Source organism: Bacillus sp. MAG717A (genome assembly GCF_036884855.1).
In the GTDB taxonomy this organism is placed as follows: Bacteria; Bacillota; Bacilli; order Bacillales; family Bacillaceae; genus Bacillus; species Bacillus safensis.
On the sequence record NZ_CP145733.1, the window covers coordinates 2779810 to 2795330 of the forward strand.

Sequence of the window (15521 nt, forward strand, 5' to 3'; positions counted from 1 at the left end):
AAAGAGGGATATCTATGTTAACAAGTCAGAAAAAAGAATTTTGGTTTATCGTTGGGTCACAGCATCTATATGGTGATGAAGCACTGCACAAAGTAAAAGAAAATGCACAAAAGATGACAGATACCTTAAATGAAAGCGGTTTACTTCCTTATCCAGTGATTTTGCAGGAACTGGCTGTCAGCGCCGATCAAATCACAAAGCTTATGAAAGAGGTCAATTATCGCGATGAAGTCATTGGTGTGATGACGTGGATGCATACATTTTCACCAGCGAAAATGTGGATACGCGGGACCAATCTTTTGCAAAAGCCTCTTTTGCATCTTGTCACACAATATTATGAAAAGATCCCGTGGGACACGATCGACATGGACTATATGAATCTTCATCAATCCGCACATGGAGATAGAGAATATGGCTATATCAATGCACGTTTAAATAAACAAAACCAAATTGTGACCGGTCATTGGTCAAAGCCTGAAGTGCAGCAGCAAATTGCTGATTGGATGGACGTTGCGGCTGCCTATCATGAGAGCTTTCACATCAAAGTAGCCCGGTTTGGTGACAACATGCGGCATGTGGCCGTGACAGAAGGCGATAAAATCGAAGCGCAGATTCAATTAGGATGGACCGTTGATTACTTTGGAATAGGCGATCTCGTCGAATATGTAAATGCAGTAGAGGAAGAAGAGGTAGATGCATTATTTGCTGAGTATTTAACGCAATATGATGTGAATTATGGAACGTATTCAGTTGAAGAATGGGAAAAAAGTGTCAAGGTGCAGGCGCGATATGAGATCGCCATCAAACGTTTCTTAGATGAAGGCGGCTATCATGCCTTTACAACAAACTTTGAAGATTTACATGGGATGAAGCAGCTGCCTGGACTTGCGGTACAGCGGCTGATGGCAAAGGGATACGGCTTTGCTGGGGAAGGCGATTGGAAAACGGCCGCACTGGACCGCTTATTAAAAGTGATGAGCCATCATCAATCCACTGGTTTTATGGAGGACTACACATATGAAATGACGTCTGGACAGGAAGCGGTGCTGCAATCTCATATGCTGGAAGTAGATCCAGCGCTCGCCCATACAAAACCCGTCATTGTCGTGTCTCCACTTGGGATTGGAAACCGGGAAGATCCAGCACGTCTTGTATTTGATGGAAAAGCAGGCGAAGGTGTTGTTGTTTCCATAGCGGATTTTGGAACACATTTCAAATGGCTGATACAAGAAGTCGAAGCCTTTGAGCCGGAGGAAGCTGCACCACATTTACCAGTTGCGCGTGTATTGTGGAAAATCAAACCGAATTTTCAGGATGGCGTCAAAGCATGGATTAAGCAAGGCGGAGGCCATCATACAGTCGTGTCTCTCAATTTAACGGTTGATCAAATTGTTCAATTTGCAAAGCTTGTCAATGCAGAATATGTGGTTTTATAGAAGAAGGGTGAAAGGTCTTCTACTGTTTACAGTGGAAGCACAGGGAGAAATGAAAGCGGTTAATTAAGTGAGGGGGTCATCCACTTGGAGAAAAAAGTGTCAAGCAAATTTATCTTCTTTTTCGGGTCCTTTGCAGGCATCTTATTTGGGTATGATATTGGTATTATTGCAGGGGCAGAAGGACATATTCAGGAAGAATTTCAGCTCAGCCCATTATGGCTTGGAATTGTTGTCTCTTCATTAATGGGCGGGGCCATCATTGGCTCCATCTTAAGCGGTCTCTTAGGGGATAAATTTGGCCGCAGAAAACTCATTTTGGTCTCATCCGTTATCTTTTTTGTCGGGGCTATCGGATCAGCTGTCGCACCAGAAGAGATTTCACTCACCATCGCTCGTATCTTTTTAGGGACAGCAGTAGGAACAGCCTCATCATTGGTTCCGGCTTACATGTCTGAAATCGCTCCTGCTAAAATCCGCGGGAAATTATCTGGACTCAATCAGCTCATGATTGTAACTGGACTCTTGCTCAGCTATATTGTCGCGTTTGTGTTTGAACCCATCCCAGACAGCTGGCGCTGGATGCTGGGAAGTGCCGCTTTATTTGCGATCGTGCTTTATATTGGCATGCTGAAGCTTCCTGAATCTCCGAGATATTTGATTAAACACGGAATGGCTCATAAAGCACGAGAGGTATTAGGATCACTGCGTTCTTCCCGTGAAGAAATCGAATCAGAAATGCAGGAAATTTTAGAAGTCGCCAAAGAAGAACGCTCGGGTATTCGTGAATTGTTTCAAAAGAAATTCAGAATGGCTCTTTTCATTGGGGTTGGAATGGCGACCCTTCAGCAAATTCAAGGCGCGAACTCCATTGTCTATTATGCAACGAGTATCGCTCGGAATGTAGGTCTTGCGCCGCAGGTTGCCGCAGGTTTTACAGTCATTGTCGGTGTCATTTTTGTCGTCACGACCGTGATCTTTTTACAATTTGTCGACCGCTTCGACCGCCGAACGATTCTCACTGTAGGGGGATCGGGCATGGCCCTTTCTTTCTTTGCTCCAGCCGCATTAGGTGCACTTGGCGTCAGTGAAGGAATTTTAAACTGGGTGACATTGATTTCACTTTGCTGCTTTATTTTGTGCTATGCCTTCTCGTGGGCACCGATCACTTGGATCATCATTGGCGAAATCTTCCCGCTTTCTGTCAGAGGCATCGGAGCAGGTATCTCTTCTGCCTTTAACTGGACCGGATCGTTAGCAGTTGGACTCGTTTTCCCTATTTTGGCTGATCAATTCAGCTTTGGGGTCATTTTCTCCTCATTCGGAGTCATCTGCTTAATCGGGCTGTTATTCACCCGTTTTGTGCTAGTCGAGACAAAAGGAAGAAGCTTAGAGCAAATCGAAACGGATATGGCTGCACGTGTATAAAATAAAGAAAACCATCTATCCCATGTGGATAGATGGTTTTTTTACTCAAGCGTCTGTTTGAGCTCATCTGGCAGTAAATCAATTAATTGATCATAGGATGACAAATCCAGCACTTCAAGCAGCGCGTAATATTTCGCGTAAATTTCACTCAGCTGATCAGGATGATTGGTTTGATATTGATTCAGATGTAATTGAGTTAGTTCTAGTGCAATGTCTAGCTTGTTTCGTTCGAATGGCTGTGTCGTGTTGATCATATCGTTCACCTCTTATTTGATGATGAGTAGAAAAAATGCAGTGAATAAAAAGAGCTTATGTGTTGTTTTCATGGATGTCCTATCTTCTCAATGTATCATTTGTATAATATGTTAAAATTGTCCTTTTGTAAATAAAGAGAAAACTAGATAGAAAGTGGATTTCTTTAAAAATAGACATGCATCTAATCACGAAAGATAACTCTAACATACGATAGAGTGTAAGTGAAAGACAACTTGAAGGGGTGTTAAGATGAGCCGAAATCGATTAGATGATTTCTTCTTTGGACCTCGCCGAGAAGAAACGGTTGTTTTCCCTACACGTCAAATTGTCAACACAAGAACGAATGAACAAACGATCAGAAAAATTCATCCAACGCATATCACAAACGTCAATAAAAACATTAAAAGAATAGAAAACTACTATCCGGTCACTGAATCGACTCACAACGAGTATATTGTAGAAGAATATGATTGCGGCAGTGATATCAAAAACCCTTGCTGCCGTCCGGTGAAGCGCTGTAAGTGGTAATGAAGGGGCATCCTTTTATAGGATGCCTTTTGTATGTCTAACGTTCCATTTCATTTAATTGTCCTTGATCGAGCTTGAAGAAACGATTTCCTAATTCTGAATAAAGGTAGCGCTGATGACTTGTAAATAAAACACATCGATGTGAGAATTCTTTTTTTAATAAAGAAATCGATTGTATTTGAGAGGCTTCATCAAGAGAGGTAAAAGGCTCATCAAGAATAATCAGCTCTGGTGATCTTGCCACCATACTATTAAAAAAAAGTTTATATCTCATGCCCAATGAATACTGTTTGACAGGCATTTTTAGGGCATGAGTTAAATCAAATGCATCACAAAGCGATAGAAAGGTCTCTTTGTATAAAACCTTTTCCGACTTTTTCATATTCCATAAAGACTGGATAAGCTCCATATGCTCCAAACCAGTGAGCGCATCATAGACTAAAGGTTTATCTGGAATGTACGCTACCAGACTTTTATATTGAGCGGTTCCAGGGTGATGCTGCCCGTTAAGTAAAATCGTTTCGGATGCTGAAGGAAGCAGACCTGCGATGATCTTTAAAAGTGTCGATTTACCGCTGCCGTTCTTTCCAATAATACAAGCTCGATCACTTTCTTTCAGATCAAATGACACATGATCGAGAAGGGGAGAAGTCTTTTCTGTTGTTTCATAGTGAAAAGATAGCTGAGACACTTGAAGATTAGCCATTGATGAATCCTCCAATAACAAACGCAGTCGTCACCAGCATATACAAGATCACAGTTGCTAAGGCAGCTTTTTTTGATCCTTCAGCATAGTAAATAATTCCATCATAAAGGATGCGTAAAAGATATAAGTTGAATAAGAAGGAAACTATTTGAATCAAGAGAAAATAGTGATCTAATTGTAACACCATCACACAATAGATCGCTGCACTATTCACTAATAAAAGAAATGCATTATAAACCAAAATAACAAGATACATTTTGCGTAAAATAAAAGCTTTATGAAAAAAATACATATAAATAGAAGTTAGAACAGTACTGAGAAAATTTAAAATGAAATAAAGCGGAATTGTCAGCAAAAAGATAAAAACAATGCTGGCAAGTTGTTTCCCAGTGGATAAAGGTTCATCTACTAACAAATCAATAATAAAAAATGTTAAAAAGACAGTCGACACAAATAATGATAGTAAGACAAGACCTATAATGGTTTTAATCGATTGATTCTGATTGAAAAATTGCTTAGGTCGTAGAAGTAGCTCCATGGAACCACATTCCCCTTTCTTCTATGGTAGATGTACATGGCTAACGTATTGCTCTAAAAGAGATGCTATGAATAAAAGAACGGCTGCTGCAAAAATCAATTGAAGCACAGTTAGGATCAGTTTTTTTAATTCAATTGCTTCTCCTTTTATAAATCGATAAAGATAAATAAAAGGAAAAGAGCTGACGATTGAAAACAGAATTAATCCAAGAACTTCTACAAAAGCATGAGGCAGGAGTCCTGTGAATAGCTGCTGCGCTTCGTGATTGACAATCAGATACTGAACGAGTTTGCCAATAATGTAGCCGTTGTAAAAAAGAATGCCTGCAGACATGATCCCACCTGTAAAAGCTCCGATGCCTAATATCGCCATTCCAACTTGTAAATTGTTTAAGAAAATAGATAGAAAAAACATCTCTTCATCCTTTTTAAGATAAGGAATCTGATCATAAGGAAGAAGGCTTCCAATTAGCACTGCTGCAATAAAGATAGCAGCGTAGAGGTAACCGAGGCGTAGAATCAGTCTATTCTCCGATAAAAAATATTTTATTTTTTTCAACATATTCAATCCCTTTATAGATGGTCTTGCGGCATAATACCCAGCAAATCACGGAAACAATCACAAAATACAAAGCAAACAGAACGCTAACGAGACTTGTAGAATGCTGCAAAATAGGTAGAAAAGAGGTCAAAATCATATAGTACATGAAAGGCAACACGAGAAAATTCCTAGCAAAGGCCTGTCCTTTATCGATAACATCTATTTCTTCATTGGTTGTCCCTATTTCATGCTCGTGAATAAAATTAAATTTTGTTATGAATGGAAACAAATACAGCTGAATCAATGGAAAAATGAAAAAGCCAACTCCCAATGCCACCAATTGAATAAGCATCTGAACATCAAAAAGTTGATATACACTAATGATTGTTAGATTAATGAACAATAGAAAGAGTGATGGTATGGAAAATAAACAATAAAATAACTGGATTTTTGATAAGAAAAACTGCATAAGAGATGTTTGAGAAAGTCCATAAAGCCAAATATTCTTTTTTTCAGCACTTAAAGAAAATATAGAAGGGGTCAGCATTCTCATTTCATATGTTTGATTAGCTAAAATCATCACATTTAATGTGAATAATAGCTGAACTTGCAAGGTATGATGATCAATAATCGAGATCAAAGCGGTCATAACCCCGACATAGAAGAAGGCTTCATATGACATGAACATATAATTAAAAAACTCTTTAGACAGCAGCCATCTTTTTTCTTTTAGCACCTTAAGATCTTTTTGAATCAGCATATTCTTTTGAAACAGCGAGCTCTGAATTTTATCAAGTGCTTGAAAGTACCAATAAAATAAATCTCTAAAATGTTTTGAGCTTTGATCATGCTCTTTTCCAGTCGGAATCCAGCGAACAGGGAGCTTCATAACGAGTGTTGCAGCTAATATCACGACGAAAAATGTGACAGGTGAAGTAAAAAGCGCAAGAAATTGTAGAAATACCGAATCCTGTGAAAATAAAGCATGATGGATTTGTTGAAGATTATTCTGATATAAAGACATCAAGTTGTTTGAAAGTGTCATCCAAAACGCATCTTCTGCAAGCGAAGAAATTGATTGAAAAAGTTGTCGGAAAGTGTGATAAAAAGGGAAAATAATGTTTGATATTAGAACCCTTCCGAATAAGAAGAAGAGTAAAGAGATGCTGGCGAAAAAAAGAACACGAACAATCCCAATTTTTTTTACGACAATGTTATAGATGTAAGCACCAAATATCTTATTACTGACGATAAAAAGTAAGAAGCCTGTCAATATAACATTGAGATGCTTCAACCAGAATATCCAGTCATGTGTTTGAGCAATGAAATATTGAAAAAGGAAATAGATCAAATAAGTACTCAAGCTTGTAAATAGAAGCCAAACCAACTCTGAAAATAAAAGCGTTTGAAAAAGGCGTCTCGAGGAAACAGGTGCAAGCTGTATCAACTCTTCAAAAGGAAGAATATGCGTTCTTCTATAAGATTCAATTCCTTTGACAATAGAGAAAAGGAACAAAAATATCACAAAAGCACTATCCCATTCTATTTGATAGACCGGGGAGTAAAGATAAGAAGAAATAACGAATACAATCAGGCAGCCGAATAAAGTATCTAGGATACAAGAAAATAATATGTACTGTTTAGATGAAAACGATTTAAAAAATGGAACCCTGCGTATGATAAACTGAGCTAGATTTGAATATTGTTGTTTCATTCTAATTGATAGAAGTAGTGATAATAACGGATATAACATCTTCTCACCTGCATAAAAATTTAAATAGAAGGAGAACAAAGTCTCCTTCTATTGGGTCATAAAATTGAATTACCAAGCAATAACAGCTTTACGGCCTTTTTTCTTAATTTCGTTTTTAAGGTACTGACGAATTGTCTCTTTACCAGCCGCTGCAATGAGAGAAAGACCACCTGATCCAACAGCAGTTAAAATGGAGACAATTGTTGTAACAGCCCCGCCCGCTTCAACCACGTTCAGAACAACAGCTGCAACACTGCCTGGAATACCAAATTCTTTTGCTAGATCAGCAACGGGCAGCATTTGTAGCGAGAAGGAAAAAAGAGCTAGCATAAGGAATCCTACTGCTAAAGCACCAAAAAGAACATGTAGTTTGATTTCGTTTTTTGTTTCCGTCATATCAAATTCCTCCCTTTTTTGTATTTTTATTACTATTATATCTTAAGGTATCTATTAGTTCATCGCAATCCTTTTTTTTCATTTTTTTCATGAATTAGTTATAGATTAATATAAAAAAAGTGAGAAGATAAGTGAAAAAAGAATCGTTTTTGCTAGAATAAAACACGTAAAGATGATCGGAAATACCTTGTTTTACAGGTGGGGAAGCGATTCAGAGAGCCCAATATTCTTTGATCAAAATCTCCATTCAAGATAAAATTGGAATTATCCATCATTCTTTGGAGGCGATTTTCTGAATACTCGATTATTAACCCCAGATGATGCTGAAGAATATGCAGCACTCAGACTAGAAGCGCTGCGATTAAATCCAGAAGGTTTTGCGATGAGCTATGAGGAAGAGCAAATCAATACAAAGGACAAATATAAAGCGCGTTTTGCTTCGACTCAATCTATGTGGACTTTTGGCGCTTTTCATCAAGGGCAGCTTGTGGGAGCAGTCACGCTCATCCAAGAAACCTTGCAGAAGTTAAAGCACCGAGCGAATTTGACTGCGATGTATGTAAAAGCTGATGCCCGCGGAATGGGAGTAGGCAATGCTTTAATGACGAAAGCTCTTTCCTTTGCGCAAGAACAGCAGGACATCGAGCAAGTGTATTTATCAGTGGTGACAACTAATCACTCAGCAAAGCGCCTCTATCGCTCCGTTGGATTTGAGTCGTACGCTGTCGAAGAAAAAGCGTTAAAATGGGCTGATACATATGCAGATGAGGAAAAAATGGTTTTATTTTTATCATAAGACTGGAGGAGATAGAAGTGAATCAACAGGCCATGCGCATTACGTTAGCAGCAGGACCCAATAGTGAGCTGGAATCTTTTGCACTGCGTGCAGCACTTGAAAACTTCGGCGCGAAAGTCGATATGCATTGGATCGGAAGACCAAATGACCTGATTCATGTGTTATCTGGTAGAAATAGAGGAGAAATAGATTACCTTCTTTTATCGTTTCATGGTGAAGAAGGAGCATTTATCATGCCTGAATTAGGGGAAGATGTATACGAAGATGAAGAGCCTAGGGATACTGCTTTTGGAGCGGATGAAATCAAGCGGTATGCTTCCTTAGAAGGAGTTCATGTCATATCTACAGGCTGCACACTAGGAGAGAAAAATCTAGCAGATGCTTTTTTAGAGGCAGGAGCTACATCTTATTCGGCGCCGGACGATTACATTGATGGGAATGCAGCTTTTATCTTTGTGCTGACCATGATGTACGAGCTCATGAACAATACAAAGACAGTGAGAGCGGCATTTGATCGAGCGCGTTCCATTGATGAAGAAACGAAATTATTTCAACTATATATGCAAAAATAATCAAAGGACTGAGAAATCAGTCCTTTTTTATTCCTCTCTAAAAATGTGTCGAAAATGTGACGGTTTTGTGATTTGCAAACTAAAAAGGGGGCATGCAAAGTCTATCCTACAAACACACGTCATTCAGGCATGACGGCATCACGAGAGGAGAATTTTTGTGTCAATTAAATGGAAAGTCAGTCTCGTCCTATGCGGACTTGCGATGATCATCGGAATCGCCGCGTTTTATCATAATCAGCAGGCAAGCGGGACAGAGAAGAAGAAGGTAGCACCAGATGCGAGCTATAAAGAAGTTGAAATTGTGACCCTCGTGAATGACGGGAGATACTTGAGATATGCTGTGAACTATCCTGTGTTTCATCAAAAAAAGCTAGATCAAGAGATGAAAAGATTTGCAGAAACAGCGCTCGATAAATTCAAAACATCATTTAGTGAAGCAAATGATGTCGATGAAGATCATCGATACGAATTAAACATAGATTACGAGATTACTCACTATGCCAAACAAACTGCTGCGATCAAATTCAATACATATGAATTAAAAGGCGGAGTAAAAGGCAGTCATGAAACGAAGATATTCAATTTTGATTTCAAGAAACAGCAGTTTTTATCAATAGATGATCTATTTTTATCAAAGAAACAAAATCTGCAAAAATTGTCTCAAATGACATTTGAGGAGTTGAAAAAAGATCGCTCTCTTGCTGAAAACAAGCATTTGCTTAAACAAGGAACATCTCCTGAGGCAGAGCATTATCAGTATTTTGCCATCAAAGATCGTTTTATTGAATTCTACTTCCCAGCGGGGCAAATTGCACCAGACAAGAAGGGCCCTCAAGTGCTGGCGATTAAGAAAACACTGCTTAAAGGAATGTTAAAGCCAGAATACATCAATAAAGAAAAGAACAAAAACGAGAAAAAAGAACCGATCGCAAAAAGAAAGATCGTAAAACTGCCAAAACAGCGAGTATTTAACCCACATCAAAAAGCCATTGCCCTTACATTTGATGATGGACCAAATCCATCAACGACTTCAAAAATCTTAACAGCTTTAAAAGAAAACAAAGGACATGCGACATTTTTTGTATTAGGAAGCAGGGTTCAATATTATCCCGATATGCTAGGTGAAATCAGAAAAGGTGGAAATGAAATCGGAAATCATTCCTATAACCACCCTTTACTCACAAGATTGCCATTAAAACAAGCCATCAAACAAGTAGAAGATACGCAGCAAATTATTGAAAAAGCTAGCGGATTCACACCGACTCACTTTAGACCGCCATATGGTGGAACAAACGGACAGATCAACGAAGCTGTCAACATGAAAGTCACGCTTTGGGACGTTGATCCTGAAGACTGGAAATATCGCAACAGCCAATACGTCGCAAACTACATTCTTACACATGCGTCTAGCGGAGAAATCGTCTTAATGCACGACATCTATGACACCTCTGCAAACGCGGCTGTCACGATCATCAATGAATTGACGAAGCAAGGATATCAGTTACTAACAGTATCGGAGCTTGAGCAGTGGAAGGAAGCACGGGCGAAAAAGGTGAATTGAATACGTAAAAAAGATGCGAGTCTTAATGGATTCGCATCTTTTTTAAAGCCAATTATGAAAATAAAGGGAAAATATGTTAAAGTGTTTTAGAAAGGGAGGGCTTCGAATGGTATTGATGAGATTGATCAGCATATATATGCTGACAGCGTTTAGTTTGGGATTTGTTATAAACTATGTACCTGGTTTGATGCTGCCCATCTATATTCTTGCAATGATTGGGCTCATTTTATGTCTCGGTCATATTGCGCTCCATTATATTCGGCGAATTAAATATATGTTGTTTGATGAAAAACGGTAAGATTTCTCCTATGGAAAAAACCTCCTGCTAGTTGCGTGAGGTTTTATTTTTTTTATGTTCTAACAGTTTGATGATTTTCTCGTTTGGTGCTTTGATTTGTCTCAAAAGAGAAACGAAATTCCCCGTAAATCGTGTGAGGACAATAAGTAACATGATGATCATCCACAAGCAATGACCTCCAATCGGTATGAAGGATACAGTACAATAAGAGTGTATAAAATGAACAGTTCATGCCATCTATTCGACTATTGATGTGAATGGAGAATGTTAAGGGGGATTCATTTGAAACGAGTAGACGTGGTTTCAGCTATTATTTATGACGAGGAAGAAAATCTATTAACGGTCAAGAATGTAAAGGGATATTGGGAACTTCCGGGCGGTGCTGTGGAAAAAGGTGAACACCTGCAGCAGGCTGTCATCCGTGAAGTGAAAGAAGAGACAGGGTATGTTGTCAAAGTAAATGAACTTCATTCGGTTCGAGAAGCATTCTTTCAAGATAAAAAGCATCATGCGCTGATCATTACGTTCTTTGCGGAAATGATCGGGGGAGAGATGAACATTCTAGATCCGGATCAGGATATTGAAGAAGTAAAATGGGTCAGCACTCAAACCTTTCAAAAGCTAAACCCAAAGCTATATCACATGCTAAAATTAAACCAACAAACACAAGCTTTTTATGATTTTGAGGGAGATAGAACAATTGGTTAAATAGGCATGAAGGAGCGATATCGATGTTTTTATACTACGGACCTACAGGAGCTCCAGTAGAAAATCCGGGAGAAGAATTCATGAAAAGGATCTTCTTTCAGGAGGGGGAAGGGTATTGGAAACAAGGTAACGGGGAATCTTCCATTGAGATAGAGGAAGATTGGGAATGCGAAAGTCTAGTTTTCTTTTATACTGAACCGTATGGATTCTTTATCATCAGATATCCAGATTTTTTAGTCCCTTTTCAAAAGGTAAAAAAGATCGAAACGATCGAGCATTTCATAGCAGGATCACCATTGTATGTGCCATCATGCAGCTATGTTGATCGTAATCAGGCGTTTGAAATCGTTCAACATTTTGTGACGGCAAAAAAGGTATCTGATCTTGTTGAATGGGTCGAGTTGAGGAATATTCATTTTCAGCATGATGTGAAAAGGTAGGGGAGTAAGGTGAAAGTGTGTACAAATGAAAGAATACATAGTTTAGATGAGGGTATGCATTTACATGTAGGATATTATGAACAAGGTTATGATTATGAAGGCGTCTTTTTTAAGAGTTTAGAAACAGGAAGATGGTTATTGTTTTTTGATCAGAAAAGTTACGAGTTGAATCTCTTAAAGAGTTATGAGGAATACGACCATTTAGGCTTATTCATTGGGGAATATCCAATTGAAGATGATCAAATTGAAGAGGAAGGTCAGCGATTATTTGAGCACTTTTTAAAAGGAAACAACATAGTGGGATAAATGAATGGATCTTTAACTGACCTTACTTTTCATAAGAATGTACTGATTTTAACTTTCTACCGATAAAATTAGCAGATACAGGTGTTAATTCTTTTTCTCTTGCCCAAACAGAAAGTTGACCAATATGGTGAATTTCGTGGGTAATTATATGATGTAATATTTCATTTTTAGTGTATTCATCTTCATCCCAAGGAACTGATACCATTCGATCTTGTTTTTCATCTAAATGAGATTTTAAAAATTCGACTATTTCATATCGTAAAGTAGTTGAGAGCGTTTTTACTTTAGCCATAGTCTTGTAATCATCAAAATCTAATACCACGTCTTCTTTACCCTGAATACCACGAATCCAACTATATTCAACATCCATAATGTGAAAAAGAGTGTATAAAATACTCCCTACTCCACCTATGCGGTCTTGTAGCAACTCTTCTGTTGTTAGTTGATTACACCAATTAATCCATTCGTCTCTCACCTGCCAGTTGTACTCAAAAAACTTATTCATTATCATCACTCCAAAGTTTAATTGTTTGTTTAATTACTGCTATCTCTTAAAGATTTTCTTGTTGAATTAAACGACACAATGTACATGATCTGGTGTCAGTTTAGAACCAATCATACTATTAACCTTGTTTTCGTAACATAGCCCTTGGAAACTGTTACGTTTATAGCGTCTCTTGCAGCAAGTTGTTCTTTTTGGTAAGTGGTAGTTTATCTACAATTACTAACCCCGAATATTTGTTCCTATATTGATTATACTAAGCTTTCTGACAGGTATCAAATAACAACATTTAAAATTGATTTGCAAGAATACATGAATCATTATATTTTATTTTTTCGTATTTAAATTTTTTAAGCATAAATGCTGAATACAATACTTATATGCAAATCGCTTTGTCATCATTTCCTGTAGCTCTCTAAATAGTGGGGCATGATGAATTGATTTCCTTCATGTCTTAGTTCATGACCATGACCAAAATCTTGCTATTTTGTTCTTGAGGGCTAAGACGGCAGCTATTATGAAATGAAATGCAGCGAGACAGTAGCTTATTGCCGAAATAAAAAACAGACCTAGTGAGGTCTGTTTTTTGTTAGAAGTTAAGGAAATTTATTTTCACTTCCCCTTCTCCCGCTTCCGTTTCTCCTTCTCCGCGCGGTAAAACTCATGAAACATCTTCATCAACGCCCGTTTCTCAATACGGGATACATAGCTCCGCGATATGCCAAGCTCTTTGGCTATTTCCCGCTGCGTTTTTTCTTTCTTTAAATCAAGGCCGAACCGGCCGACGATGACTTCTTTTTCTCGGCCGTCCAGAATGTCGATATACTCCTTTACTTTTTCAAGCTCCATGTTGAGCTGAATGGTATCGATCACATCTTCATTTTCGGATTTTAAGACATCAATTAATGAAATTTCGTTGCCTTCTTTATCCTGACCGATGGGATCATGCAAGGAGACGTCTTTTTTCGTTTTTTTGAGCGCGCGTAAGTGCATGAGAATTTCATTTTCAATACACCGTGCCGCATACGTTGCCAGCTTTGTTCCTTTTCCAGAGGAATAGCTTTCGATGGCTTTAATGAGTCCGATCGTCCCGATGGAGATGAGGTCTTCAGCGTCTTCCCCGGTATTTTCAAATTTCTTTACAATATGGGCGACGAGCCGAAGGTTATGTTCAATTAGCATGTTTCTTGCGTGTTCATCGCCCTGTGCCATGAGGGCTAAGTATTTTTTTTCATCATCTCCCGAAAGGGGCTGTGGAAAGGCATTGTTTTTGACATAGGACACTAAAAACACCAATTCTTTGACCATCAATCCCATCGCTGTAAATACTCCTGCCACGATTTTCACCTCCACCATGTTTAGGCCGCTGCCTATATCCTCAAATGTATGTGAAGGAGGGATTGTCTGTGTCTGTACGATGAAAAAATCATCTTTTTCAAAAAAATCGTGCTTCTGTTCGTCTCTTTTTTATGTTTGCGGTTTCTTTGCGGTGCTTGGCGGTCAAGAAGCGTGCTAAAATATGTAATATTAGACCGAAAAGGAAGGGGTAATTTCGGAACATGGGGAAGGTTCTATCTTCACATGTAGGTATGAAAATTAATGAATGGTATCGAATGATACGGCAGTTCAGTGTTCCAGATGCGGAAATCTTGAAAGCGGAAGTTGAAGCGGAAATTGAACAGATGGAAGAGGACCAGCATTTACTGATTTATTATCAGCTCATGTGTTTTCGGCACCAAATCATGCTTGACTATATACACCCTTCAAAATATCAACCTTTCTCAGTATCTAATCTAGTCGATAAAATCGAAAACTCCAATCATGAGTTATCTGATATGCTGCATTATTACCATGCATTTTTTCGTGGCATGCATGAATTTAGTCAAAAAGAATATTTAGAAGCCGTCAAATATTATCGAGTCGCAGAAAAGCAGCTGTCCATGGTATTTGATGATATTGAGCAGGCAGAGTTTCATTTTAAAGTGGCAGAAGCCTACTATATAATGAAACAAACTCATGTCTCCATGCACCATATTTTAAAGGCGCTGGAAATATACGATCAGCATGATGCGTATACCATTCGCATCATTCAATGTCTCTTTGTCATCTCAGGAAATTATCAAGATTTAAAACGAAAAGACCGGGCACTGCCTCATTTAAAAAAGGCAAAACAGCTCGCATCTCAAATTGATCACCCGCGCATATACAGTTCAGCGCTCTATAATTTAGGAAAATGTTATGGCGAGCTTGGCTATAGAGAGGAAGCGGAACGATATTTAACGGAATCCGCTGATCTTGCCCGCAAAGAGCTGCTCCCAACGCTTCCGCATACGCTCTATACGCTGGCGAAGCTGCTTTTTAGACAGAATGAACAGGCGGATGCCCTGCGCATATTAGAAGCTGGGAAATTGGCCGCAAAGAAGCATGAAGACCAGCTGTTCTGTCATATGTTTGAGTATCTGGATGCTTTATATGTTCAGGAAATCAATGAAGACCAACTGCAAAAAACCATTGATTATTTGGAAAAACTTAGCCTATACTCTTATATAGAGGATATCTCACTAGAAATTGCGACAGCCTTAGAAGCCTCTCAACAATACAAAAAGTCCAACCAGTATTATCAGAAATTATTATGGGCTCAAAATCAAATCCAAGAAGGAGAGTGTCTGTATGAATTCTAAGCAACGTTCGACAGTTGAAGAGAGAAACCAAACGTGAAACAAAGAGCGGGCCAATATGGCCGGCTTTTTTTATTTGAAAA

Annotated in this window: 19 protein-coding genes; 11 read left to right on the forward strand and 8 right to left on the reverse strand. The window is 38.6% G+C overall.

Going from position 1 to position 15521, the window contains the following annotated elements; translation table 11 throughout:
- The first annotated feature begins 14 nt into the window (after nt 1-14).
- On the forward strand, nt 15-1436 hold the full coding sequence (gene araA / locus V6Z54_RS14290) for an L-arabinose isomerase (protein ID WP_041086317.1): 1422 nt from the start codon (nt 15-17) through the stop codon (nt 1434-1436).
- A gap of 84 nt (nt 1437-1520) precedes the next feature.
- Complete coding sequence (locus tag V6Z54_RS14295; RefSeq protein WP_034280034.1) at nt 1521-2861, forward strand: sugar porter family MFS transporter; 1341 nt, start codon at nt 1521-1523, stop codon at nt 2859-2861.
- Nucleotides 2862-2902: 41 nt separating this feature from the next.
- On the opposite strand, the gene V6Z54_RS14300 is transcribed toward V6Z54_RS14295, so the two are convergent.
- Entirely contained in the window at nt 2903-3115 is a 213-nt protein-coding gene (locus tag V6Z54_RS14300) for a hypothetical protein (RefSeq protein ID WP_024423072.1), read from the reverse strand.
- A gap of 250 nt (nt 3116-3365) precedes the next feature.
- Here V6Z54_RS14300 and V6Z54_RS14305 point away from each other — a divergent pair, with 250 nt between their 5' ends.
- Nucleotides 3366-3644, forward strand: a complete 279-nt coding sequence (locus V6Z54_RS14305) for a spore coat protein (RefSeq protein WP_039180101.1) — start codon at nt 3366-3368, stop codon at nt 3642-3644.
- A gap of 37 nt (nt 3645-3681) precedes the next feature.
- Here V6Z54_RS14305 and V6Z54_RS14310 read toward each other — a convergent pair whose 3' ends face one another.
- The 5 genes from V6Z54_RS14310 to V6Z54_RS14330 all read right to left on the reverse strand — a co-directional run bounded on the left by V6Z54_RS14310 (nt 3682) and on the right by V6Z54_RS14330 (nt 7577).
- A complete protein-coding gene (locus V6Z54_RS14310; RefSeq protein WP_338527441.1) occupies nt 3682-4350 on the reverse strand; it encodes an ABC transporter ATP-binding protein in 669 nt (222 codons plus the stop codon).
- On the reverse strand, nt 4343-4888 hold the full coding sequence (locus V6Z54_RS14315; RefSeq protein WP_041086311.1) for a hypothetical protein: 546 nt from the start codon (nt 4886-4888) through the stop codon (nt 4343-4345). Before V6Z54_RS14315 ends, V6Z54_RS14310 begins: the two co-directional genes overlap by 8 nt.
- Nucleotides 4889-4909: 21 nt before the next feature.
- Nucleotides 4910-5449: a stage II sporulation protein M gene (locus V6Z54_RS14320; protein WP_241768909.1), complete on the reverse strand. Its 540-nt coding sequence runs from the start codon at nt 5447-5449 to the stop codon at nt 4910-4912.
- Nucleotides 5412-6473 carry a hypothetical protein gene (locus V6Z54_RS14325; protein WP_241768908.1) on the reverse strand — a complete coding sequence of 354 codons (1062 nt, stop codon included), beginning with the start codon at nt 6471-6473 and terminating at the stop codon, nt 5412-5414. Before V6Z54_RS14325 ends, V6Z54_RS14320 begins: the two co-directional genes overlap by 38 nt.
- A gap of 777 nt (nt 6474-7250) precedes the next feature.
- Nucleotides 7251-7577, reverse strand: coding sequence for an uberolysin/carnocyclin family circular bacteriocin (locus V6Z54_RS14330; protein WP_024423066.1), 327 nt, complete (start codon nt 7575-7577; stop codon nt 7251-7253).
- 292 nt (nt 7578-7869) lie between these two features.
- Between V6Z54_RS14330 and V6Z54_RS14335 the strand changes: the two genes are divergently transcribed.
- The 7 genes from V6Z54_RS14335 to V6Z54_RS14365 all read left to right on the forward strand — a co-directional run bounded on the left by V6Z54_RS14335 (nt 7870) and on the right by V6Z54_RS14365 (nt 12258).
- Nucleotides 7870-8373: an N-acetyltransferase gene (locus tag V6Z54_RS14335; RefSeq protein WP_041086308.1), complete on the forward strand. Its 504-nt coding sequence runs from the start codon at nt 7870-7872 to the stop codon at nt 8371-8373.
- A 17-nt stretch (nt 8374-8390) separates the two neighbouring features.
- Complete coding sequence (locus V6Z54_RS14340) at nt 8391-8945, forward strand: hypothetical protein (protein WP_041086306.1); 555 nt, start codon at nt 8391-8393, stop codon at nt 8943-8945.
- A gap of 157 nt (nt 8946-9102) precedes the next feature.
- Nucleotides 9103-10506 carry a polysaccharide deacetylase family protein gene (locus V6Z54_RS14345; protein WP_041086304.1) on the forward strand — a complete coding sequence of 468 codons (1404 nt, stop codon included), beginning with the start codon at nt 9103-9105 and terminating at the stop codon, nt 10504-10506.
- A gap of 106 nt (nt 10507-10612) precedes the next feature.
- Nucleotides 10613-10804 (forward strand): hypothetical protein, encoded by a 192-nt coding sequence (locus tag V6Z54_RS14350; protein WP_041086302.1) that lies wholly within the window; start codon nt 10613-10615, stop codon nt 10802-10804.
- A gap of 282 nt (nt 10805-11086) precedes the next feature.
- Entirely contained in the window at nt 11087-11512 is a 426-nt protein-coding gene (locus V6Z54_RS14355) for an NUDIX hydrolase (protein ID WP_041086300.1), read from the forward strand.
- Nucleotides 11513-11535: 23 nt separating this feature from the next.
- Nucleotides 11536-11952 carry a hypothetical protein gene (locus tag V6Z54_RS14360; protein WP_041086298.1) on the forward strand — a complete coding sequence of 139 codons (417 nt, stop codon included), beginning with the start codon at nt 11536-11538 and terminating at the stop codon, nt 11950-11952.
- 9 nt (nt 11953-11961) lie between these two features.
- The gene (locus V6Z54_RS14365) at nt 11962-12258 is read left to right on the forward strand and encodes a DUF3986 family protein (protein WP_241768907.1); all 297 of its coding nucleotides are present in this window, start codon (nt 11962-11964) and stop codon (nt 12256-12258) included.
- A 22-nt stretch (nt 12259-12280) separates the two neighbouring features.
- On the opposite strand, the gene V6Z54_RS14370 is transcribed toward V6Z54_RS14365, so the two are convergent.
- Nucleotides 12281-12763: a DinB family protein gene (locus V6Z54_RS14370; protein WP_041086297.1), complete on the reverse strand. Its 483-nt coding sequence runs from the start codon at nt 12761-12763 to the stop codon at nt 12281-12283.
- Nucleotides 12764-13372: 609 nt separating this feature from the next.
- Nucleotides 13373-14101 carry an RNA polymerase sporulation sigma factor SigK gene (sigK, locus tag V6Z54_RS14375; RefSeq protein WP_034738387.1) on the reverse strand — a complete coding sequence of 243 codons (729 nt, stop codon included), beginning with the start codon at nt 14099-14101 and terminating at the stop codon, nt 13373-13375.
- A gap of 218 nt (nt 14102-14319) precedes the next feature.
- Between sigK and V6Z54_RS14380 the strand changes: the two genes are divergently transcribed.
- Nucleotides 14320-15441, forward strand: coding sequence for a tetratricopeptide repeat protein (locus tag V6Z54_RS14380; protein ID WP_041086294.1), 1122 nt, complete (start codon nt 14320-14322; stop codon nt 15439-15441).
- The last annotated feature ends 80 nt before the right edge of the window (nt 15442-15521 follow it).

Coding starts and splice junctions, on each gene's coding strand:
- V6Z54_RS14330 (WP_024423066.1), bottom strand. CDS start 7,577: ATGACGGAAACAAAAAACGAAATCAAACTACATGTTCTTTTTGGTGCT.
- V6Z54_RS14315 (WP_041086311.1), bottom strand. CDS start 4,888: ATGGAGCTACTTCTACGACCTAAGCAATTTTTCAATCAGAATCAATCG.
- V6Z54_RS14325 (WP_241768908.1), bottom strand. CDS start 6,473: ATGACACTTTCAAACAACTTGATGTCTTTATATCAGAATAATCTTCAA.
- V6Z54_RS14300 (WP_024423072.1), bottom strand. CDS start 3,115: ATGATCAACACGACACAGCCATTCGAACGAAACAAGCTAGACATTGCA.
- V6Z54_RS14350 (WP_041086302.1), top strand. CDS start 10,613: ATGGTATTGATGAGATTGATCAGCATATATATGCTGACAGCGTTTAGT.
- V6Z54_RS14310 (WP_338527441.1), bottom strand. CDS start 4,350: ATGGCTAATCTTCAAGTGTCTCAGCTATCTTTTCACTATGAAACAACA.
- V6Z54_RS14380 (WP_041086294.1), top strand. CDS start 14,320: ATGGGGAAGGTTCTATCTTCACATGTAGGTATGAAAATTAATGAATGG.
- V6Z54_RS14370 (WP_041086297.1), bottom strand. CDS start 12,763: ATGAATAAGTTTTTTGAGTACAACTGGCAGGTGAGAGACGAATGGATT.
- V6Z54_RS14320 (WP_241768909.1), bottom strand. CDS start 5,449: ATGTTGAAAAAAATAAAATATTTTTTATCGGAGAATAGACTGATTCTA.
- V6Z54_RS14305 (WP_039180101.1), top strand. CDS start 3,366: ATGAGCCGAAATCGATTAGATGATTTCTTCTTTGGACCTCGCCGAGAA.
- V6Z54_RS14360 (WP_041086298.1), top strand. CDS start 11,536: ATGTTTTTATACTACGGACCTACAGGAGCTCCAGTAGAAAATCCGGGA.
- araA (WP_041086317.1), top strand. CDS start 15: ATGTTAACAAGTCAGAAAAAAGAATTTTGGTTTATCGTTGGGTCACAG.